This window comes from Catenibacillus scindens (assembly GCF_014202115.1).
GTDB classification, from domain to species: domain Bacteria; phylum Bacillota; class Clostridia; order Lachnospirales; family Lachnospiraceae; genus Catenibacillus; species Catenibacillus scindens.
Genome location: NZ_JACHFW010000007.1, coordinates 1 through 22,817 on the forward strand (window position 1 = coordinate 1; position 22,817 = coordinate 22,817).

Consider the following 22,817-nt stretch of genomic DNA (forward strand, 5'->3'; position numbering starts at 1 on the left):
ACATAGTAATGAATCCTCTCTTTCGTATTGATTTTAGTATATCAGATTCATTAAAAATTGTCCGAAAAAGTGTCTTAATTTATGAGACCATTATAGAGGAAGTAGAATCGATTCCTCCCTTTTGGAATTAAGTCCGCATAATAACATGTGCCGGCTGTCTTTTCAAGCACAAATGAGTGGGGCTCTGAACCCGCAACCTAATCATTGTCAAAGCAATTCCTTTGGTCTTTCTTTGCTGGACAGCCAGTCAATGTCTGCTTTTCTTTAGGAGGTGTTACTTTTGGCTCGTTTATCGATCAAGCATTTTGTCTGCTGTGGCATGGATGTCCACAAAAAATTTGTGGTCGCTACCATCGCTTTCACAGACTTCCGTGGCGTTACAACTTATAAGAAAAAACGTTTCGCCACCTTCAATTCCGACCTCAGGGCTTTGAAAAAATGGCTCCTTGACCATCGCTGTACTGAAGTCAGCATGGAATCCACCGGCAAATACTGGATTCCTATATTTAATATCCTGGAAGATTCCTGTCATGTCATCGTTGCTAACCCCAAGTATGTCCGGGCAATCAAAGGTCAAAAAACGATGATAAAGATTCGGAATGGATCGCTGACCTTTTTAAATTCGACATCGTTCCTTCCAGCTATATCCCATGCAGGGAAATCAGAGCTTTGAGAGAGTTGTTCCGATACCGGCAGAAGCTGATTGGCCACCGAAGCAGTGAGAAAAACCGTTTCCAGAATGCCCTTACTGTTTCCAACATCGCCCTTGCCTCTGTCCTCACAGATACCTTTGGAAAATCAGCAACCGCCATTGTTGATTATACCCTCACCTGCGAGACTTTTGATCCGGAATACTGTAAATCCCTGCTTCTAAAAAAAGCTAAGGATAAAGCCGATGATGTGGTAAGATCTATCCTCGGTTATGAACTGCGTGGTGACCAATCGCTCAAGATTAAGGTCTGCCGCAAACACTTTGATCAGATCAATGAATGCGTACGCACCCTTGATGATGCGATTTCAGACCTAGCTAAACCTTACCACAAATTCATCGATTTGGCTACCACTATTCCGGGAATCACAGAAAAATCCGCAACTTATATCATCGCTGAGATCGGAGTGGATATGGCGGTATTCAAATCCTCAAAGCGTTTATGCTCCTGGGCGGGACTGACTCCTCAAAATAATGAAAGTGCCGATAAGAAGAAGAGTGTCCATATCTCAAGAGCTGGGGTCTACTTAAAACCTTTGTTAGTCCAATGTGCAAATGCTGCCATCAAAGATAAGCAAAACCCCTATTTCAAATACAAATATGACCGTATCAAAAAACGCCGTGGACACAAACGGGCAATCATCGCCATTGCACGCATGATGCTGACTTGCCTTTTCCATATGTTTTCAAAACAGGAGGCTTTCAATCCTGCCGATACGGACTATTCCGCTATTCCTGAAGAAATGTACCAGAGATTTCAGGAGCAGTATGATAAAAATGCCATCAAATGTCTGGAAAAAAGAGGCTTTACAATAATTCCTCCGATTGCAACAGCCTGATATATTTCCATCTATAAGTTTCCCTTTGAAAGCGGCAGTTTACTGGTGCTCTGGTATTGTGTTGCCTTTTTTTCACTTTTTCTTTCAACCTATCCTCCTGAATATTTATAAATTTTATAGACTTATACATTTTTAGCAGTAATCATATATACATTTACTGTTGAGCCCGTAGTAGTAAGTTCTGTAAAATATTCTCCTACTGTCTGATTAATATATGTGCCCCTAATCTCTCCCGAATAAAGAAGCGTTGCTTGCAATTTATCGCCAAAATCTCCATCACTACCTATATAATATATGGGCTGTTGAGTCTCATTAATGTATTCCCATATACTATCTTGAACCTCTAACTCATTTTTATCTTTCAAAACATATACTTGTTTTTCATAAACAAATTTAAGTATCGATGCATAATGGCTCATTTCAGCAAAATAAATTGTATCGGAATCCAATTGGTTCGACAATAAATTATACTGCTGTGGCAGTTCATTTAACATTGGCTGAAAAAGAAAAACTCTACTTTGATATAAGCAAAAACATAAAAGACTGCAAGCAAGTAACGAACAAAAAAGTCGTGCTGTTTTAATTCTGTTTTTTAAAACACAATAAATATTTTTAATTCCAACAGATGCTAAAATGATTATGAATGGGAAACACACCGAAACCCACCTTCTCGATGCCCAAATATGATCTGGTGCAATTGCTGGTCTATATATATACACGACTACAGAAGCCAAGCCGCACGCCAAAAACATGGATAACATACAACAGCGCGAATATGATTTCATTATTTTCCATAAGCCTACAAAAGCAAGTAAAAATGCCAAAAATGAAACGTACCAACAAAATTCTACTAGAGCCCTTTGATTAAAATCGAAATCGGCATCTAATCCAGTCTGAAAATCTGGTCTTATAAAATATATAAATAAAAACACTATAAATAAAAAACCAATAATATATAGTCTAAATTCCTTCTTTTGCGATATTTTTTTTAAAATATTAAAAGTATCTTTTTGCTTTTTCATGAATAGCCTTAGAATATTACCAATAATAATTAATATAAGACATGCTATGTTTGCGTAAATTAATAAATTTAATACTCCGGCATCCCAATGTTCTACAATATAATAATAAGATTTCGTATAAGAATATATTAGCGAAACACTCATTGCAAATAGATAACCTATTACAACAAATATGCAATATTTAGCCATTTTTTGTTCAAAGAAAACAAAATAAGCACATACCAGCAAAATTCCCAATCCTAATATATATGCATCAATTCTATTCAACCCTATAAATCCTAAAATTGCTCCTCCAAGAACACCAGAAGGTAAATTTTTTCTGTGCCAATTCAAAGATATGATGTATATTCCTAGTATAAAAAATAATTGATATAATAATTCTGTTTGTGGTATCCTAGCACACCATATTTGTGCTGGATTAAGTGCAAGTAATATTGCTGCAATTGTTGCTGTATTTTTCCCCCAAATTTTTTTCACAAAATAGTATACTATGATAAAACACAAAACACCTATTATAGCATTAACCCTAAATAAAGCTGATAGGCCGCCAAAAGAATAGCCAAATGCTAATGCCGAAGAAAAATATTGTAAAAATTGGGAGGTCAATTTTCCAGGCTGATCTGAATCCCCATATTCATAATCAGAATATATGCCTCTATACTCAAGATCTACAAAACCCTTAATTTCGTCATAATTTAAATTCAGATATTCGTCTATATTTAAATCCATAGACCCTGTTTTGGCAATATTAACCCCATTAATAACATATAATGCAGGATCACGACGCGCCCATAAATATTTAGTTGGAAAGAAGAAATAAATAATCGCCACAAAAATCAGGGCTATTAGCATAACTTTATTTATCCCTTTAAAAATATCTAATACAGAAAATTTAAAGTCAATTTTATATTTATTAACAATAATAATACACAATAATAATATGCTCTCAACAAAAAATACAATTGACATATTTCTTAAATTATAAAGGCCAAACAACGCAAGTGTAAAAGTATTTGAAATTACTATGATAAAATCAAATATGAGTCCCCATGCAATCAACTCTCTTTTTGACGTTTTTTTTAATAAAATTGAGATAATGAAATATAGTAAAAAAAACAATATAAACATAAATAATAAACATATTAATTTATAAATCATGTTTTTCTCCTTTACGATTTTTTATACTTTTCAACAATGCTAAAATATCCTTAAAGAACAAGAAAAAAATAATAATTGCATAAACTAATATACCAACAGCTGCTTGTAATAAATTAGTTATAATACTACTCTCCATTTTATCTCCAATTGCAATAACAAATATTGACATTATTAAACTTGCGCAAAGAGTTTTGAGTAATAAAACACCTAATTTTTTAAAAGGAAGTGTCCTGCGAATCCCCACTAATAAATATATCATACCTACAAACTCACCAACCAGTGTACCTAGAATAACACCATATCCACCTATTATTTTTATAGTAAATAGATTTATAACAAAATTAATAACCGTTGATATGACAACCCCTATTGTATAGTCTTTATCTCTTTGATTTGGTATATAATATAAATAACGCAAAAGATTACTAATTATCATAAACATAATTACAGGTGAAAGTAATCTTATATAGTTAATACACTCATAAAAGTCCTCACCCAAATACCATGGTACCAATTGTTCTGCCGCACTAGCTAAACCTAAAGTGGCTGGCATAGCAAACATAAGAACAATTCGTAATGCATTATAAAAATAGTTAATGCTCTTTTTCTTTTCTCCATGACTAATCATATATGTAATATTAGGTAGCATAACCGAATTTACCGCCATAGCTAATCCTATTGGTAATTTAATTAATTTATCGGCATTTTCATAATATCCTACTTCTGCCATTGTTCCCAAAATGCCAAGCATAGCCTTATCAATTAGCACATATGCATTCAATGACATAATTGGAATGAATAATCTTACTACAGGAAATATATGTCTTTTTATTCCAGAAAATAGAAACCTAGGGTGTCCAACACTTTTAAATGCACTAGGCCAAATTGATAATTGTCCGAGTGCCATAGTTCCATTTAATAAGATAATATACAAGTTAAGATCGGATTTATCATTTACCAGAAAAAATATCCCAATTAAAGAAACTACTTTAATAAAAGTATTTCTCAGAACCATCGTTTTAAATTTTTCTATACCAGTAAAATACCACGTAATATCAAAAAGAGAATTTAGTATAATGGTAGATTGAGCTAATGCCGGTAATAAATTATCTTTCTCAAATAGTATAGCAAAAATCAAATAAATCCCTAATGTTACCATCGACCAAACAAATTGAATGGTGTAAAGTTGCCAAAACAACTTTGTCATGCCTTCACTATCATCCCTGGCCATAGCAATAATTCTAGCCCCATATGTTTGCAATCCTAATAATGCAATAAGAGAAAAATAATATGCAATGGAATACGTATAAGAATATATTCCTAAGACTTCTGACCCCAGAGCCCTGGAAACTATCGGTGTTGTTAATATAGGGTAGAATATCACTAAACATTGGTATAATAATAAATATATCATGTTAGAAGCCAATTTATTTTTCATCCCTCTACCTCCCACAAAAGATAGTATATAATTTTCTATGTGCCTACTAGTAGATGTCTAATATTATTTTCGTAAATTTATTATAGAAAATCGCAGTTCATTCCATAATTAAGTCCCTTTTTTTAAAAATATAAATTCGAGTTTTTTATCATTGCAGTTCTTTTTCAACCCAAAAGGGTTTTTCGATTTCTATCATTGTCTAATAACAAACTTATCTTTCTATAAATAACTATACAAAGAATCATTATACAAATGTATGCAACTGTATTAAATAAAGGATAATTATACTTAGGCAAAATAATTAATAATTTCCCTTTTATAAGATATAGTATATAAGATATCCCACCTAGTCCAGAAAAAAACTTCAAGAATACTTTACTTTTTATATCTAATTTTAAAATTAAAACACATAAAATAAATAACAGTATTCCTTGCATTTGAAATCTTACATGTGTATAAGGACAACAGCTATAAATTCCACCTATAAGTATGCAAAACATTAAAATTATCCTTTTAGGCAATCTATATCTTAGTGTATCATTTATTTTTTTCTCCATTACAGCATAAAATACTCCTATCGGAAAAGGAAGAAAATTTTGCTGAAATTGTCACGTACACGATGAAAAAAACGATGAATTTCCATAAAAGGCAAAAGATATTACAATTAAAAATATAAGTTTCATAAAAAGAGCTATTTTTAATTTAAATAATATATAAAATAATATATAAAATAATATATACCAAATAACTAAAAAACTCATATACCACATTGTGCCATCGATACTTCGATCATAATCTATAAATAATAAATTTTTTAATAATAATGTAATTGATATTTTTTTATTATATATAATAAAAAAACTAGTGTACTGACCTGCTGATTTTTAGCAATACTGCCACCTCATTAAGAGGCAGTAGTAAATGTGGGATACAGCGAACTGAGTTTTGTTCTGGCATCACTTGTTCTAAAATGCCAGTTAACCTTTGCTGCCACTGTATTCCGTTCCGTTTCCCATGCGGACAGTTCGCTGCGTAACTGTTCTATTTCAGCGATGCGGCGGTTAAGGCATTGCCTGGTCATTACATTAAGCTCTATTTCAGCAATATCCAGCCAGCTGCCATGCTTTGGCGTGTAATGTATCTCCAGTTTTTTTATGATACGCCTTGCTTCTTCCGCCGGATACCGTTTGTACAGAGATGACGGTTTATGGGTATTAAGGTTATCCATCACAAGGATGATCTTTTCAGCATCGGGGTACATGTTGTCTACAAGATATCTGATCTCCTCTGCCCAGTCTGTGGCTGTACGGTGTTCACGTACACTCACATGGTGAACGCCTCCGAGCGGCTCTACAAAAGCAAAAATGCTGACGGTGCCCTTGCGGACATATTCCGAATCGGTTTTCTGGTCGCTTCCGGGAATCATTGGTAAAGGCTCCCTGATTTCTCCCAAAAGCTGGTACGGCTTCTCATCCATACACACAACTGGATGCTTCTCATCATAGGGGAGTTCATACACATCAAGGATATCCTCCATGCAGGCTATGAATTCTGGGTCTTCTTTTGCTGGAATGCACCAGTAGTCGTTTTTGTGAGGTCGAAGTTTGTTTTTTTTAAAGCTTTGCGGATTGCTTCCCTGCCGACAGGGGTTTCCAGAATTACTTTGGATTCTTCTTCAAGCAGACGGATGGTCCACCGAGAGTGCCCCTCTGGGACAGGGTCGCAGGCAAGTTCGATCAGCCGGGCTTCCGTACGTCCGTCAACCTTACGCCGGGCATTATCTGAATTTATGTTCCGCTTAAATTCAGTAACAGCATCAATGCCGCCATTAATATATTTTGTTACAGTGTTGGTGACAGTTGCCATGCAGACACCATTGGATCTGGCACTTTGTTCATGGGTTAAAACTTTTCCGTGTGCTTCGTCCAGATCGAGAATGATCTGGCATCTGCAGCGGATAGTTTTGGAAGTTTTTTTATTACGGATAACAGATTTCAAATTGTTCAATTCTGTTTCTGTAAGATGGATGTTGTATTTTTTTGGTCTTGCCATAGGAATCACCGCCGTTTTTTTTGATTATACATCAGAACAGCTGTGATTACCAGAATATTTAGTTAAATATCATCAAGTCAGCACACTAGTGTTACTATCCAATATGGGATAAAAACCTTATCTATTTTATTATTCCAATGAGTTGATGTTATTTCTTTTTCTAAAAATGATTTACAAACCCCATAACCTGATAGTATCAAGAAGATACATACACCTCCAGTACCTAGGATATTACCTAAATACTCATTTGCAGAAAAATAAATGACTAATATATGAGCAAATATTACCATACAAATGGCAATACCCTTAAGAATAGATGACTCATTTCTACTTATTCCCATTTATAATAATCTTCTCCCATACAAACATGAAGCGCTTAGTTTTTAACAATTTCAAGAAACGAATAACTTATAATACTCATTAGCAATCCGTCTATAATCATATTTATCGAGCAGCAATTTACTTTTTTTATCCAAGTCTTGATTGTCATAGTTTTTTTTCAAACATTTCAGCAGCATCTCCGCCAATGCGTGTTCATCCTCCGCTGGTTCATAATAATCGCACAAGCCTTGTGTAATTTCATAATTGGTTGCAATTCTGGATACTAATGTTGGTATCTTCAAGATAATAGCTTCAACAGCCGTCATGCCAAATCCCTCATAAAGAGTAGGATTTACATACAAAGCACTTGTTTGAAATAACTTATTTTTTGCATCTTCAGAAATAAAACCGGTAAATTTGATTCGTTGCTCTAAATGATTATTCTTAACATAATCCTTTAAATAACTAACGCGTTGAGGCACTTTTCCTATTAAAAGTAAATTATAGTCACATTTATCTTTTATTAACTCAAACGCTTTAATTAAAGTAATTATATTTTTATGATGAAATTGTAAATTTAATGCAACAATATTTTTTGTGGTTTTAGATTGATGTTTTATGTTTTTTAATTCTATTTTTATTGGACAATAAATTCTTCTTATTTTATTAGCAAATTTAGGATAATATTGTGCTATTTCGGCTTTATCGACATCACTCATTGCAACTATAGTATCTGCATTTTTAAAATCTATATAATACATAATCTTATGAATAATGTATTTATAGAAAGGTATCTTAACATGTGCCAATACTCTATGCGCAACAGCCTTAATATCGAATGGGATCGAGATAGATGTACATTTCAATTTTACTAAGCCATTATTACACCCTAAGTGAAAAATTTTATCAATTGAATATTTCTTAACTATCTTAGGAATAATCACAGTGTTTACCCATGTTAAATATGCCATTCTATGCATCTCTTTTGTTGAATGACATTTATACTTAATCGGAATAATCTTTATTCCTGGGGCAATTGATTCGATTGTTTTTACCGAATACTCAAAACATATTACACACATTTGGGAAATTATATTATTATCATAAAATCCTTTTAATAAATTCAAACCCACTTGATCTTTTCCGCCCGAATGAGATTTTTCCAAATAAATATAATTTAATGCAATTCTCATTTCTTATCCTGCCTTTCTGCTAAAATTTTTGAATCGTTAGTCACTTTAACTAATGGGGAAAAGAATTTAAATGCTATGCTCAATTACATACCTTCTACGAAATTAAGCATAGCAAAAATCTGCATTTTTAAGACATACTTTTATTTATTAAGTTAAAATATCTTTCTGCTAAAACCTTATAACTTCTACTTTCAGCAGTCTTAATCCCATTATCAGCCATAGATTTCCGTAATTCTGGGTTCTTTAGTAAAATATTAATTTTTTCAGCTAATTGCTCAGTATTTTTTTCTTCAGTTAAAAAGCCATTAACTTTATCAGTAACAATTTCTGGAATACCACCGGAATTACTAGCCACAACTGGGAGTCCTGAAGCCATTGCTTCTAAAATTACTAACCCAAGCCCCTCTTTATCTCCATTCGTTGTTGTTATACTAGGGGCCACAAATATATCAGCCGAAGCATATATTTTAATTAATTCACTATGCGTTTTGGATCCAAGAAAACGAATTTTATCCTTTTGTGAGGCAGACTGTATCATTAAACGTTCCCTTAACGGACCATCTCCTACAATTATTAACTTAGCATTAATATTTTTCATAGCTTCTATTAAATATGTGACTCCCTTCACTTCAACAAGTCTACCTACAAACAGTACAACTGGCAAATCATCCTGTTGAAAATAATTATAAACCCGATTTTTTTTATTAAATCGGGAGGTATCACATCCCATAGAAATAACATGTATTTTTTTCTCTGGATAGAGAGTTCTTACCTCTTTTTTTAATGCTTTAGAAACGACTGTTACTACTTTAGCCTTCTTTAAGCATCTAATTTTTAACATTTTGATAACGCCTTTATTTAAGGATGTTACATCACCACCATGTCCAGTAACAATGTAAGGTTTTTTCAAAAATGATTGAATTATTCCTTGAGGAATTATCCAATGCGCATGTACAAAATCAAATTTTGATTCTATCTGTTTTAATTTAAGAAATAGCGCAGCAAATAAAAAAGGAACCAATAAAACTCTAATCTTTTTTTCTTTAATTCTAGGTACTATAGCTCCTGGATAACATAGGGTTTCCCATCGATGTATAGGAAAATAATGATAACGTAAAACCTTTACCCCTTCTAGTAGCTCTTTTCTCTTTGCTCCTGGAGCAGCAGGTACCATTACTGTAACATCAAAATATTTTTTCAATTCTTTTGATAAATCTAGTATGAATCGTGGCTCTGTATCACCTTCCCACCTTGGAAATGTAGAGGCCAGTACTAATAACCGTTTCTTTTTCATACATTATTCTTCTTCCTCAATAATTTTTTGATCCATTTTTTTCTGAGCCTCATGTCCAAGGCCATAATCCATCTTTCTTAACTCAAACTGAATTTCCTGTAAAAGTTTTCTATTTCCAGCAATAACATCTGCAAGAAGTCCAATAACACCACACAATACTGCGATAATAATTAACATACTTGACAGTATTAAAGACTGAACGCTTCCTTGTCCTCTACCTTTTGCTCTCTTAATTAGATAACGGATTCCCAGGCCTGTGCCAGCAGCGCCAAAAACGGCAGCAATAGCTGAAAAGACTGCCAACGGCCGATACATCATATAGGCTCGACCAATAGTGAGCATAGATTTCTTTACATATCCAAACATACTGTGGAAAAGCCTGGATTTTCTCAATTCAGGATTTGTTCTGATTGGAACCGAGGTCACAGCCATTTTATTTCTTCCAGCCTGAACAATAGTTTCCAATGTATAGGTGTACTCATTAATAACATTTAAACGCATAGCTGTGCTGCGGCTATAAGCACGGAAACCACTTGGAGCGTCAGGGATATCTGTATTTGATGCTTTACGGACAACCCAGCTTCCCAGGTGTTGAAGTTTTTTCTTGAGAGGTGAGAAATGCTCAGTTTCATCAATAGGACGCTCTCCAACAACCATTCCTGCTTCACCGCGTAAAATCGGCTGTATTAATTTTTCAATATCTTCTCCGCAATATTGATTATCCGCATCTGTATTGACAATAATATCGGCACCATTGCGAAGGCAGGCGTCCAATCCGGCCATAAAGCCACGGGCTAATCCTTTATTATTTCTAAAATTAACAACGTAATTAACGCCCCACTCTTTTGCTACTTCTACTGTATTATCAGAACTTCCGTCATTAATAATCAAATACTCAATAACATCAATACCATCAATATGTTTTGGCAGCGCATCCAGCGCAATTTTTAATGTCTCCGCCTCATTATAGCAGGGGATCTGAATGATCAGTTTCATCTTCCTTACTTCCTCCGTTTTTTATCTATCCAGGTATAAATAATCCACTACAGGACGGCCAATGGAATCGTAAATGATGTGAACGTCTTTAAACGCGTCCAGTGGGTAGCAATTTCGTCCATCAAGAACAATGGGACATTTCATTTTCTTTTCAAATAAAGCTACATCCATATTCTTGACATCCGGCCACTCTGTAAAAATAAAACAGATGTCCGCGTCTTCCAGAGCTTTATCTATGGTTTTGCAATATTCAATCTCCGTTGGATAGTATTTTTTATAGTTGGCCACACCCACCGGATCCCACGCCTTAACTTTTGCTCCATCTTCCAGCAAAATCGGAATATTAACTAACGAAGGGGCTTCCCTCAGATCATCTGTTCCCGGCTTAAATGTCAATCCCAGGACAGCCACTGTCAGTCCTTCAAAACTGTCATAATACTTTTTAGCTTTTTTGATCAGCTTAAATTTCTGGCTATCATTAACCTCTATGGCCGCCTTGATCGTCTTGATCTCTTTGTCGTTAAAGGCCGCCAGCCAGCTCAATGCCTTGGTATCTTTAGGGAAGCAGGAGCCGCCATATCCGATTCCAGCGTTGAGGAAACGGTTGCCAATCCTTGGGTCCATGCCCATCCCCGCCGATACATCTTCAATATTGGCGCCGACAGTTTCACATAAATTGGCAATTTCGTTAATATATGAAATTTTTAAAGCTAAAAAATCGTTGGAAGCATATTTGATCATCTCTGCGCTGCGGCGATTGACCACCATTTTGGGGGCGTCAAAGTTTTCATAAACTTTTTTAAGAACCTCCCCCGCCTCTGGATTTTCAACACCAATCACAATCCTTGAAGCGTGTAAGGTATCACGCACCGCCGTCCCCTGAGCGAGAAACTCTGGATTCGAGGCCACAAATACATTGACGTCCCGTCGTACTTTTGCCCGCAAAAAGTTTTCAATCTTGTCATTGGTTCCAATAGGCACCGTGGATTTCACGACTACAATACAGTCTTTTTCAATGCTTTCGGCAATCTGTCCGGCAACAGTATAGACGTAAGCCAGATTGGCGGACCCGTCCTTTTTCTCCGGAGTCCCCACGCCTATAAAGATCACATCCGCGTCTTTATATGCTGACCGATAGTCTGTGGTAAACGTCAGAGCATCCATATGCTCTTTCATCAGCTCGCTGAGCCCCGGCTCATAAATAGGAGAAATCCCCTGTTTCATTAATTCTACCTTAGTTTCATCAACATCAACACACCAAACCTGGTTACCTTTAGACGCCAGGCATACACCGGTCACAAGACCGACATAGCCTGTGCCTGCAACTGCGATTTTCATACTAATACCATCCTCATATGCACATAATAAATTATTATACACCAATTAATATAAGATTACAATTTTCTTAATACTAATTCAGCAATTTCTACAAAATTTCTGCTGGAAATATGGACTCTAAATTCCATATTTTCCGTTTTTTCCCCCAGATCAAATGGGATTTGAATATTTATGTTTTCTCCACTCTGGATTTCACCGTCTTTTCTAGCAATTTCACTTCCCTGGCGGCTGACATCCACGCTAAAATTAACCGCCTCGTCACCGCTGTTCTCGCCAGGAATCGCCGAAAGTTCAACCTCTAATACATAGGAGCCGGCTCCCAGCGTCATATATGGGCCATAAATGAGATAGCCTTCTTCTCCGTTACTGATCCACTGATCCTCCCTGGCCATATCCCGGTTCTGTGAAGCCATGCGTCCGCTGTTCAGCAGGTTATAGCCGCCATCGAGACTTTCAGTCACACATCCTGCCTGTTCCAGCCGCTCTGAAATACTGCTGTCAGAGGAAACACACAGAAGTAAATTTCCCCATTGGCTGACAATACTCATATTTTCTGACAATGAAAAAATGTCCTCTGTATTAAATATGATCCAGTTTTCTCCATTGGTCTTATTCTGGAGATTCTCTACACTCTCATAATGAATCTTTGCATCTGGTAGTAAAAACTGGATATATTCAATTTCCCGGCTGTCCCAGGAGTTTTTGTCTGTCACATAGTCAATAGTGACTTCGCCATCACTGTAATTTTGAATAACTCTTGTCAGTGATGAAACGCCATACAAACTTTCATGGGTCGATGTAAGCAATTGAAACATAGGCAGGATCGTTGATATCCAAAATACCAGACAGCCCGCCATAACCCATCTTTTCAAAGATAGAACCTTTTTTTGCCCGATCCACACAATGAACAATATACCGACAAATACTACAGTCAAAAAAATCAGCAATCTTACCGTAGATAAAACGCCGTCCTGACCGTCCCTGTAAAACAGAGATACGCCGATATTGGTAATAATATTAAATTGGTTCCCAGGCAAAAAGGATATGCGAACCGCCGCAATCACGCCGCAGATGAGAACCCCGGCAAAACCCCCGGCCATCTCCGCAATTTTCGCTCGCTTTGAAAAAATATACAAAAAGCCCATCAATAATACCGGCCCAATCACATAGTCTGTATACCGTCCGTAAATTACACAATCAATTCGGGTCCCATTTACCATAAAAATAGTATTGATTCCCAGAGCGAAAATAGCTGAAAGCCCGACAAACAATCCTATAGTATTGGTCAGGCCCTGTTCTTCTTTTCTTTTTCCTGCAAGTATAATCCCGCCTTTAACACACTGATAAAGACCAAGGGCTCCTACGCCCAAAGTTGCCGCACCCACATAGAAAACCTTGCCGAAGAATCCGGCGACCGCCCGGGCAAAACCATCCAGAGATGTAAAAATATCTTTCAGTTTGTCTAACTGGCCAGAATAATCGTTGATCGCTATCAGAGCGCTATTCTGAAATAATCCGCTTATGACCATCTGTTTTATGACCGAATGAACACCAAAGAGACAGATGAAAATTCCGGCAAAGAGAAGAATATGTCTTAGCTGGATTTTCTTCACCACGGCCAGTACGATTATGAAGATCACACTGGCAGCGACAACAGCCAGGCTTCTCTGATGAACCATATACATATAGACATTGCACAAGGCCAGCAAAACAATTTTCCAGGCAGATGTTTTTTCATATAAAGTAATAAATAAAGCGACAATGACCCAGAAAAGCAGATAAAGGAGATTTTCCGGCCAGCAGATCTGGGACTGGACAATATTATTGGAATATGACGTTATGACAAAGGCCATTATATAAATCCAATAATTCTTCTCCCTGGGAAAAAGTTTCTTTCCGCAGTAAACGGTCAGAAAATAGGCCGCGGCTAAAAATATCCCATTTAAGACAACCGCGCCTTTGACCATCATTTCCGGTGAGTCAAATAAACGCATGAATATTGACAGCAGCAAACTATATCCATAGGAATAATAGTTGCTGTTCGCAGTCACTTCACTCCAGTCTTTCCCGGCGAAAAAAGCGGCAGAGGCCCAGTATCCGTATTCGTCATTAAGGACGTGGATGATCTTTAAATCTTTAATATTCCATAAGACCAGAATCAATATAAGAACTGCGCCACTATACATCAGTACAGACTCCCAGATCTTGTTTTTATGAATCTTCACAACTATAAACCTCTCCTTTACTCATAATACCCCACAACGATCCCATCCACTACTTCCGTGGTCATGCCATACTCCTCCCCAGTCTTGCGGCTGTCCAGGATGTAGAGCGTCGCCGTATCCCCTTCTCCGGCGGCAAGGGCCTGGCGCACTTCGCCGTCCCGCTCGTTCCTATCGGGAATGTAGACACGGGCGGCCATATAAAAGTTCACAGTCATATCGTGGTCAACGGCAAAATTGGCAAATTCGTAGAGTGCATCATCATCGTAGGTTGTTTTTATAATTGAAAAAGGCACATAGGTTATGTGTTCTTTTCCCTGGGCCAGTTCTTCCCACCGCTCAGACTCTATGATCGGTTCCCGGTAGGCCGAAGAGGCCATATCACCCCGGACAAGGGCATAAGTCCCAAGATCCGCCACCTGGATCACGGATGTCACCAGCAGTATGGGCGCGGCTATAACAAACCACCTAAGGCGGTTGACAATAGTGATAACCGCAAAAAACATGAAGATATAGCAGCAGCACCAGACAAAACGGCCCGTTGACCGGAAAATATTCAGCACCTTCAAAATAATATCCGGATAATCAATGATCCTGAGCGTCTCTTTTCCATATGTGATCACCGGGCTGAGCGCCAGGATAAAGGCGGCAAGCCACGCCAAAAACATAGCGATCACAAAAGAATGTTCCCGGATCAGGCCGCCCAGGGCTGACAGCAATCTTTTTACAGCGAAGGCATTCCCCGCAGATGGATTGCCGGCGAGATGGCCGCCATTGCTGCGGGAATCTTTTTGCCCCAGATCATTTCTGCTTTTGATAGAGCGGAGAACAAAAAGGATAAATGTCCCCGCCCAAAGTATGGCGGATAATCCCAGCAATATAAGTATTCCAAGTCCAAGATAACCGTATCCTTCATCCTGTCCGGGATTATGTGGCAGACTTGGAAGAAAAATACCTTTGCCTAAAGGATTAATAAAAACATTTAAGTTTGAACTGTAGGCCCCAAGACCGCCGTCTTCCATGGAAGCGGTGGCGGAAAAAACGCCCACACTGTAGAGAATCACAAGATCTACAGCCACAGCGATCACACCCATGGGGATGTCCCACAGCCATCCCTGTTTTCCAGAACGCAGGCGGCGGGGAACAGGCTCATCCAGAAAATCCTGGACACATGAAAAGATCATAAAGATCATGATCATGGGAATATAGTAAATATGGATCAACGAACCACACACAATAAGAAGAGTCCAGGCAATGGTTTTTCGCTTGAAAGTGTTAAACCATGGCTTGTAGACCCAGATGGCGATGGCCAGAAGGATGATCCAGTTGGCCGCCAGGGCGGTGTGGGAATACATGCGCTGGATCACATAGGGTGAAAAACTAAAAAAGACGGAACCGATGACGCACAGCGCCGGATTTTTTGTAAACTTCCGCAGGATAACCCCGGAGACGCCGCCCATAAGGATGAATGTTAGGGCGCCCCAGATGCCAAAATACTGGAAAGTTTCGGGGAGAAGGGGCGAAAGCAGTTTAAAAAAGATGGCAAACAGAGGGATGGAATCGGTAAAAACCACACACGTCTGATCCGGGTAGAGAAGGCCGTCGGTCATCCCGATGGGAAAATGCCAGGGGGAAGAACGAAAGGCTTTCCAGCCCACATAGTGCTGCATGAGATCGCCGCCGGACAAAAGCCATCCATCGTTAGTCACATCCAGGAGGGAGGGGCCATAGCAGACCATATAGATCAACAGGCCAATAAAGCCGCTGATGCCAAAGATGAGCCAGAGCTGTTCTTTTGTTATGCTGTCATAGATTGAGTCTTTACGGTTATTCATAAGTATCCTCCGTCTTAACCCAGGATTTCTTCAAAAAAGTCTTTATATTTTCTGATGACCACATCCCAGTCAAAGTTCTCTTTCACGTAGCGGCAACCGTTGTCTCCCATCTGCCGGGCTTCATCGGGATGTCCTAAAATGTAGTTGACACAGGCTTCAAACTCCGGATAGGAGCCAAAATACAGGCCGCCATTGCTGTCCTGGGCGAAATGCCGTGTCACTTGGCAGGCTTCGTGGACAAGAACCGGGCGATGGCACAGCCAGCTTTCCATAATGACAATGGAAAAACTCTCGTTTTTAGAGGGCTGGCACATGAGAGTTGCCGAGGCGGTAATGTCATATTTGTCCTGAATGTCCACAAAGCCAAGGTCGTGTACGTCCTTTTTGACAGCGTCGGGGATTTTCACTTTCCCGCCGCCGATGAGGACAAGCTGCATGTCATTGTTCATCCGTTCTTTATACCGGGCAAAATAGCGGATCAGGGTATTGATATTTTTGCCCTCATCTTTACGCCCCGCATAGACAATAAATGGGCTGGTAATCTTGTATTTTTCAAGGAAGCGTTCCCGGCTGTAAGTTATGTTTGTGTTCATGCCGACACCGATAACTTTCTGATGGACATTTTTCAGATTGTAAATAGGCTGCATCAGATCATACTCCGGCTGGGCGTTGTAAACAATACCGGCAACTTTAGAGTAGGCTTCCCGGAAAATTTTCATATAGATATAAGCTTCGTCATGAAAACACGGGATAAGTACAGATTTTTCCGGACAGATCTGGCTGCCGTACCATGTAGGGCCAAACATATAAGGGATAAAAATAAAAAGGGCGTACTCCTCCTGATGCTCTCTCATGTAAGTGTAAAGATCGTCGCTGTTGACCATCTCATGGATAAAAATCTGCTCCTCGTCCTTTGTCAGCATGGAGCCGTTCATCAACTTAATATTCACGCCGTCAAAGGCTGCCGCGTCCCTTTTGCGCACTTTAAAACGGCGCACCGGCACCCCTGTCTCTTCGGTCAGTCCCGGACGGTGGAAATTCTCATTCCAGTCCGCAGTAAATTCTTTGACACAGGTGGTCAGGACTTCACAGTCCACCCCCGCGTCCAGAAGATGATGGACAAGGCTTCGAAGCTCCATCTCCGCGCCGCCGGGAATTTTCTCGCCATACCAGGGTATAACAAACCCAAGTTTTTTCATGCAGTTTCACCTCCGGCCTTATCTATAATACCATTTAAAAAGCCTGTCATGTGATCAATAATCACATCCCACTGATAATATTTATCAATATAGACACGAGCATTGCGTCCCATTTCTTCCCACTGGCGGGGATGATCAAGCATCCAGCGCAAAATACCCTCAAATTCACAGTAGCCGTCATAGTACAGGCCGCCATCGCTTTTGTGGCAATGACCTTTAAGAACCTGACATTTGCCGTTGACGATCACCGGAATGTGAAGGGACATGGCCTCTAACACCGATATGGACAGACTTTCATACTGGGACGGCAGAACAAGGGCGCTGGCTCCGGCAATGCCGTTATATTTTACCTCGTCGCTGACAAAGCCCAGGGAAATAATATCCGGATGATCGGGAATGTCGATCATACGCTTGCCCATAAGCACCAGCTTTAATGAACTCTTTGGATGGCGGACTTTGTAAGCGATAAAATAGTCAAAGAGCTTGTCGCAGCCTTTTGTGGCGTCAATGCGTCCCACATAAATCAGGTATTTGTCCCAGATATGGAACTTTTTCCGGAAGGCAAGCTCGTCCACCCCCGCAGGTACATCCACGCCAGTGGCCTCAACAATGTGGGGAATGTTTTCATTATGGAAAGTCTTTTCCACAAAATCCTTTTCCTCGTCGGTCAGGTAGATGATCCCCTGGGGCTTTAAAAAAATATCCCGGTAAATACTGAAATAAATGTAAGGCTCATCATGGGCTGTCGGTATAAGCACAGCTTTTTGGGCCATCTGGGGCAAGCCGCGCACAGTTAAGTAGTAAAGGTAGGTGACAAAGATAAAAAGGTCGTACTCCTTTTCATGTTTCTGAATATAATCGAGAAGGCCTTTGCACACCGGGCCCTGGGCCTCCACCCAGTCCTGCTCCTGCTTTGGCGTCCGTCCGGGATTCAGTGAAATCTCATCAGTCATCTTGTTGAAAGAAGCCACATCCCTTGTCCGGTCCACCTTAAACCGGCGCACCAGGACGCCTTCAATGACTTCAGTGCCTTCGCTGTAGTAATTTTCCCACGTATCATAGCCGATAGCGGTAGTTGTGAGAACTTCCACCTCAAAATTTTTACTTAGCTTCTCAGCGATAAGGCGGGTATAATATTCTGATCCGCCGTTGACCTCCAGGCCGTACCGCTGGTTAATTAACCCAATCCTTCTCATTTTCTCTCCCCTGTAAATCCATTCAAATATTGAACAAACTGATCCCGGATCACGTCATGGGAAAAATCGCCGAGGCGGATATTTTCATTAGATACAATGTCCTCTTTCAATCCCGGCCGTGTCATGACCTGATGGATCATCCCCGCAGCTACCAGCGGATTTTTATCTTTTAGAAGGATACCGCTGCCGCCAAGGGTCCAGCCGATGGCAGAACTGTCATAGGCCACAATAGGAATCTGGAATGCCATGGCTTCAGCCAACGGTACACAAAAGCCTTCATGTTCGCTCATGCATAAAAATACATCCGCCGCTGTATAACATGCCAGTATCTCGTTAAACTTAATCTGTCCGGTAAAATAAACGTCCTCCGCGCCCAGTCTCTCGATAAATGCTTTCAGGCTGTGGTAGTAGTTTTCCATGCCATAGTAAGATCCGGCCAGGATCAGGCGGCTTTTGGGATTAAAATATTTTTTATAGTAATAAAAACATTTAATCACATCTTCCTGTTTTTTGTTAGGCGCGATTCGGCCGGTAAAAAGAATGTTGACAAAATCATCGTCAAATCGGCGCAGCATCCGCTTGGAGGGCATTTTCTTATAATCGTCAAAAGGAATCAAAATTGGAAGCACGTCAATGGGACAGGTGTATCCCATCCGGATCAGATCCTGACGGTTAAACTCCGAGTCTGCCAGACAGTAATCAAACTTATCTGAAAGATATTTTACCTGTTTTAGACCTTCCTCGCAGGCTCCCGCCGTAAAAGGATTATAGGGCGCCAGAAATTCAGGCGGGGTTACATTGTGGTAGATCATGATCTTGCGGCAGTTGAAATTTTCAATTTCATAAGTGAGCTGGGAGCCGATGGACATATGATAAATGAGAATATCTTCCGGCGCCATATAGGGCACTTTGTAGGCCAGCTTCACATTTTTGTTTTTAATCCGCTCGTCAATGGTTTCGGCGTAAATGCCTGTCTCATATCCCATCTCCTCAATAACCTGCATCAAAGCCAGTGTGTCGTTGCCTACAGCGTCGCCAAAGGCCAGGGTGGGAAGGAGCTGTATTACTTTCACGGTTACGCCTCCTTACTGCCGCACTGTTTTTCCAGAGCTTCACACCTTTTTGTCAGATAGAAGATCTTCTCCTCAAGAGCGTCGATCTGGCGGTCTTTCTGCTCCATCTGGTGATTATGCTCCTCAATGAACCCTTCCATCTGGCGCATACATACAACCATCTGATAGTTAAACTGGTTTTGCTGGTCCACCATAGGAATCAGCATAAAACGGAGAATTTTACGGATAGAGCGCTCAATAAAACTTTTAAGGCCGCCTTTTGGGATCATGCGGTAATATTCGATCTTATGCTGCCCTGCGGCGCCGTTGACCGCATGGCCCAGCTCGTAAGCTGAAAAATCCGTTTTTACCCCCAGGATCGCCTTGGCGTCCCCGGCAATATTGGCATAATCTACGCTGTCCTCAGTATATCCTTTCTGGGCAATCTCCTCGCGGATCTCCTTCATGATTTCTTCAACATTAATTTTCTTCATCGGTTCTGACATGTCAGGGGTTCCTCCTTTGTCCCTCGATACTTTTTGTTGTAACAGTTCAGCCATCAGGAATGGCGCGGGATGAACTGTTACTTTTATATAGGAATCGTCTTTTTACTTTTTTGCGATAATGGCATAATCCTGGCTGCCAAAAAGTGTCTCTGACACGGTGTGCATGGCCTGATTAAACGCCTCCAGGTTTTTGATGCCGTCCCCTTCCAGGGCCGGAATTGCCTCGTCAAGACGGCTGTCCGGCGTATATATGATCTGAACATCTTTAAAGCCGGCTTTTTTAAGGAAATATTCCATCGTCTTTGGATGGACCGGCTTTACATGGGATGGATCCATATAGAAAGCGTGGGTGTAAATGGCCAGAGATGTGGGGTTGGGCGTCTCCATAATGACATAGTGTCCTTCCTCCAGTTTTTCCCAGGCCAGATTGCACAGTTCCACAATTTGCTCTGTGGTCATATGCTCCACCACCTGTCCGACAAAGATGCCGTCGGTGTGATCTACCGCCGCCAGATAATGATTACCGTCATCGCACACAGCCTCAAGATTCTGTTCCCGGCAATATTCTACAAATTCATCGTAAGTATCCACTCCTGTAGCGTTGATCCCGCTTTCCTTTAAAAGCTGGAGAAATTCTCCCCTGCCGCAGCCGATATCCACAACGCTTACACAGCCTTTAAAGTAAGGCAGATACTTCTTCTGGCGCTCCTTAATCAGATTTCGGTCGCCCCGGAAATGGTTTTCAAAATCAAAATAGTCAATAGATGTGTAGGCGTCACCGCCGTCTGAAGCTTCGGAATCTGCACCATATACCTGCGCAAAATCTCGTACCTGATCAGGTTCTCCCGCAAACTGTGAATACTGTAACGTCTGTGAGGACGGTGAAGACTCCTGAATCGAAGCCTCCACAGCAGCCCATCTTTTTTCCAGCTTTTTCACTTTAAAAGCTGTGGTTTCCGCGCTCTGTTCCAGCGCGGCGATCTGGGCATTGTTGTTTCTTATATTAATAAGAACATCTTCGTAGGTTTTCAGAAGATCATAGAGATGATCCACCCGCCCTTTCATGGCGGTATTTTGTTCTTTGAGATCTCCACACTGTTTTTCCAGCGCGGCTATTCTTTGCTCCTGCTCCTCTTCCCTCTGCTGATTGGACTTTCCAAACATTTTCCTTCTCCTCCCTCTATATCTTCCACTGATGGTTCAGGCGGACAATCCCCACATCCCCGATCTGGGAGTACATTTCAAAGGTGTACGCCTCCCGGAAATAGTCTACCGGGACACCTACCTGGGATTCAATGGCAATATCCAGAAGATATATCCCCGGCAGGAGATTCACCTGATCCAGATGTACGCTCATGGTTCCGTCTTTTTCAAGGGCAAATTCATCCATCTGATCAATGCGGGTGTTAGTGCCGTAAACCTGCTGTCCGTTCTGATTGAAAATGCCGATGCCAAACACTGCGTCTTCCACTTTCTGGCGGACGCTGTAATCCATCTCAATGGTTATAGGGCTGCCTGTGGCAAAAGCGCTCTGGCTCTTGCCCTGCTCGTCCAAAAGTCGCACCTTATTGATCCGGGCATGGCCGTTGCCCCACCGCTTTTTATCCTCACCGGATTCTCCGCTCTCTGCATCCTCTCCACGCTCGCCGGCTTTTTTTCCGCTCTTTTCTTCTTTGCGGGCATTTTCTTTTTCAGCAATGACCTGGCGTTTCTGTCCCATAAAGTCCATATATTCTGGGTGGACGTCTCTGGGTTTTCCGTCGGCCTTGATTTTTCCGCCGTCGATCCAGATGGTCCTGTCACAGATCTGCTCGATCTGTCCCAGGGAGTGGGAAACAATGACAATGGTCGTTCCCTGAGCCTTGATCTCTTTAAGCTTATTAAAACATTTGGCCTGAAAGTTAATATCCCCCACCGCCAGGATCTCATCAATGAGAAGAATATCCGCATTGACGTTAATGGCCACAGAAAAGGCCAGACGCATATACATACCTGAGGAGTAAGTGCGTACCGGATTATCGAGAAACTGTTCCATTTCGGAAAATTCCACAATGTCGTCCATGCGTTCGTCAATTTCTTTTTTAGTCAGGCCGAAAATAGAAGCGTTTGTATAAATATTTTCCCGGCCGCTCATATCCGGATGAAATCCGGCGCCCAGCTCGATAAGGCTGGACACCCGCCCGGAAAGCTCAATGGTCCCTTCTGTAGGGTACATGATCCGGGTTAAAAGTTTTAATGTAGTACTTTTTCCGCAGCCGTTGTGGCCGATTAATCCCACTGCTTCCCCTTTTTTTACATTAAAGCTGATGCCGTTTAATACCCACCGGTCCTCATAGCGGTTCCTGCTGCGGAACAGCAGACGCTCTTTTAACTGGTTGCCTTTATCAAAATATACTCTGAATTTCTTTTTGACATCTTTAACTTCAATCGCATTCCCTTTATCCATG

17 protein-coding genes and 1 pseudogene are annotated in these 22,817 nt (G+C 40.2%); 1 reads left to right on the forward strand and 17 read right to left on the reverse strand.

Translation table 11 applies throughout. The annotated features are described in order from the left end of the window. Positions 1 to 319 precede the first annotated feature (319 nt). Positions 320 to 1,548: pseudogene (locus HNP82_RS09575) on the forward strand (IS110 family RNA-guided transposase). Between the two features lie 122 nt (positions 1,549 to 1,670). Here HNP82_RS09575 and HNP82_RS09580 read toward each other — a convergent pair. The 17 genes from HNP82_RS09580 to HNP82_RS09660 all read right to left on the reverse strand — a co-directional run bounded on the left by HNP82_RS09580 (position 1,671) and on the right by HNP82_RS09660 (position 22,816). After that, positions 1,671 to 3,728, reverse strand: a complete 2,058-nt coding sequence (locus tag HNP82_RS09580; RefSeq protein ID WP_183773764.1) for a glycosyltransferase family 39 protein — start codon at positions 3,726 to 3,728, stop codon at positions 1,671 to 1,673. Then, positions 3,718 to 5,166 carry an oligosaccharide flippase family protein gene (locus tag HNP82_RS09585; RefSeq protein WP_183773766.1) on the reverse strand — a complete coding sequence of 483 codons (1,449 nt, stop codon included), beginning with the start codon at positions 5,164 to 5,166 and terminating at the stop codon, positions 3,718 to 3,720. The genes HNP82_RS09580 and HNP82_RS09585 overlap by 11 nt, the downstream gene beginning before the upstream one ends. A gap of 904 nt (positions 5,167 to 6,070) precedes the next feature. Next, positions 6,071 to 6,739 carry an IS630 family transposase gene (locus HNP82_RS09590; protein ID WP_242974689.1) on the reverse strand — a complete coding sequence of 223 codons (669 nt, stop codon included), beginning with the start codon at positions 6,737 to 6,739 and terminating at the stop codon, positions 6,071 to 6,073. Further along, positions 6,709 to 7,218, reverse strand: a complete 510-nt coding sequence (locus HNP82_RS09595; RefSeq protein ID WP_207720597.1) for a helix-turn-helix domain-containing protein — start codon at positions 7,216 to 7,218, stop codon at positions 6,709 to 6,711. The genes HNP82_RS09590 and HNP82_RS09595 overlap by 31 nt, the downstream gene beginning before the upstream one ends. Before the next feature lie 77 nt (positions 7,219 to 7,295). Further along, entirely contained in the window at positions 7,296 to 7,559 is a 264-nt protein-coding gene (locus HNP82_RS09600) for an acyltransferase family protein (RefSeq protein ID WP_183773768.1), read from the reverse strand. Positions 7,560 to 7,610: 51 nt separating this feature from the next. Then, entirely contained in the window at positions 7,611 to 8,732 is a 1,122-nt protein-coding gene (locus HNP82_RS09605; RefSeq protein WP_183773770.1) for a glycosyltransferase, read from the reverse strand. A 127-nt stretch (positions 8,733 to 8,859) separates the two neighbouring features. Next, on the reverse strand, positions 8,860 to 10,026 hold the full coding sequence (locus HNP82_RS09610; protein WP_183773772.1) for a glycosyltransferase family 4 protein: 1,167 nt from the start codon (positions 10,024 to 10,026) through the stop codon (positions 8,860 to 8,862). Positions 10,027 to 10,029: 3 nt separating this feature from the next. Continuing rightward, complete coding sequence (locus tag HNP82_RS09615; RefSeq protein WP_183773774.1) at positions 10,030 to 11,022, reverse strand: glycosyltransferase family 2 protein; 993 nt, start codon at positions 11,020 to 11,022, stop codon at positions 10,030 to 10,032. Between the two features lie 21 nt (positions 11,023 to 11,043). Beyond that, complete coding sequence (locus HNP82_RS09620) at positions 11,044 to 12,360, reverse strand: UDP-glucose dehydrogenase family protein (protein WP_183773776.1); 1,317 nt, start codon at positions 12,358 to 12,360, stop codon at positions 11,044 to 11,046. A 56-nt stretch (positions 12,361 to 12,416) separates the two neighbouring features. Further along, entirely contained in the window at positions 12,417 to 14,585 is a 2,169-nt protein-coding gene (locus HNP82_RS09625) for a hypothetical protein (protein WP_183773778.1), read from the reverse strand. Positions 14,586 to 14,602: 17 nt separating this feature from the next. After that, positions 14,603 to 16,417: a DUF6311 domain-containing protein gene (locus HNP82_RS09630; protein WP_183773779.1), complete on the reverse strand. Its 1,815-nt coding sequence runs from the start codon at positions 16,415 to 16,417 to the stop codon at positions 14,603 to 14,605. Between the two features lie 14 nt (positions 16,418 to 16,431). After that, on the reverse strand, positions 16,432 to 17,616 hold the full coding sequence (locus tag HNP82_RS09635) for a glycosyltransferase family 4 protein (RefSeq protein ID WP_183773781.1): 1,185 nt from the start codon (positions 17,614 to 17,616) through the stop codon (positions 16,432 to 16,434). Beyond that, positions 17,613 to 18,812, reverse strand: a complete 1,200-nt coding sequence (locus HNP82_RS09640; protein WP_183773783.1) for a glycosyltransferase family 4 protein — start codon at positions 18,810 to 18,812, stop codon at positions 17,613 to 17,615. The genes HNP82_RS09635 and HNP82_RS09640 overlap by 4 nt, the downstream gene beginning before the upstream one ends. Continuing rightward, complete coding sequence (locus tag HNP82_RS09645; RefSeq protein WP_183773785.1) at positions 18,809 to 19,885, reverse strand: glycosyltransferase; 1,077 nt, start codon at positions 19,883 to 19,885, stop codon at positions 18,809 to 18,811. Before HNP82_RS09645 ends, HNP82_RS09640 begins: the two co-directional genes overlap by 4 nt. Before the next feature lie 2 nt (positions 19,886 to 19,887). Continuing rightward, positions 19,888 to 20,370: a hypothetical protein gene (locus HNP82_RS09650; protein WP_183773787.1), complete on the reverse strand. Its 483-nt coding sequence runs from the start codon at positions 20,368 to 20,370 to the stop codon at positions 19,888 to 19,890. A 102-nt stretch (positions 20,371 to 20,472) separates the two neighbouring features. After that, positions 20,473 to 21,534, reverse strand: coding sequence for a class I SAM-dependent methyltransferase (locus tag HNP82_RS09655; RefSeq protein ID WP_183773789.1), 1,062 nt, complete (start codon positions 21,532 to 21,534; stop codon positions 20,473 to 20,475). Positions 21,535 to 21,550: 16 nt separating this feature from the next. Then, on the reverse strand, positions 21,551 to 22,816 hold the full coding sequence (locus HNP82_RS09660; RefSeq protein ID WP_183773791.1) for an ABC transporter ATP-binding protein: 1,266 nt from the start codon (positions 22,814 to 22,816) through the stop codon (positions 21,551 to 21,553). Position 22,817 lies beyond the last annotated feature (1 nt).